The organism is Rhizobium sp. AC27/96 (assembly GCF_001692325.1).
In the GTDB taxonomy this organism is placed as follows: Bacteria; Pseudomonadota; Alphaproteobacteria; order Rhizobiales; family Rhizobiaceae; genus Rhizobium.
In genome coordinates, this window is record NZ_LXKN01000069.1 from 1 (window position 1) to 551 (window position 551).

At 56.8% G+C, this 551-nt stretch carries 1 protein-coding gene; it reads right to left on the minus strand.

Translation table 11 applies throughout. The features are described 5' to 3' along the window. Positions 1–533 (minus strand): TetR/AcrR family transcriptional regulator (locus A6U86_RS30715; protein ID WP_068399757.1); only part of this gene is annotated, 533 nt, incomplete at its 3' end. Positions 534–551 lie beyond the last annotated feature (18 nt).

A 551-nucleotide genomic window follows, 5' to 3' on the forward strand; every position in this document is an offset into this window, starting at 1 on the left:
TCCGCAGCATCCCACGCCCTTGTTGCCACGGTCGGATCGCGAAAGGCACGAGCATCGATTGTCGCGCCATCAAGCAGAATCATGAGGATTGACGCGGTGCGTGCCGCTGCTCGCTCTGCTACAAGGGACGTCAGTATGTCGCCCATCCACGACGTCATTGTCGTCTTATACTGAATGGCGATCGTCGAGATCTTCGGATAGTCGGTTCCAAATTCCGCGAGTGCGCGCTCGAAAAGGCAACCGGCAAATTCCGGAGTGGCAAACCATGCCTCGTGCCACGCGAAAATAGCTCTCAACTGTTCCATTGCCGAAGCCGCTGGCTCAACAGATGCGCGAAGACTGGCCATGATGTCTTGATAGCGACGGTCGAGCACCGCGCTGGTCAGGTCGTCCTTGCCCGGGAAATGGTTGTAGAGCGTCATGCGGGCGACGCCGGCTTCGGCAAGAATTCGGTCGACGCCGACGGGATGAAAGCCGTGCCTTGAAAACAGGTCGGTTGCAACCTTGATAAGTTGCTCTTTTTTCGAGCTCATTGATGTCTCATCCCGAGT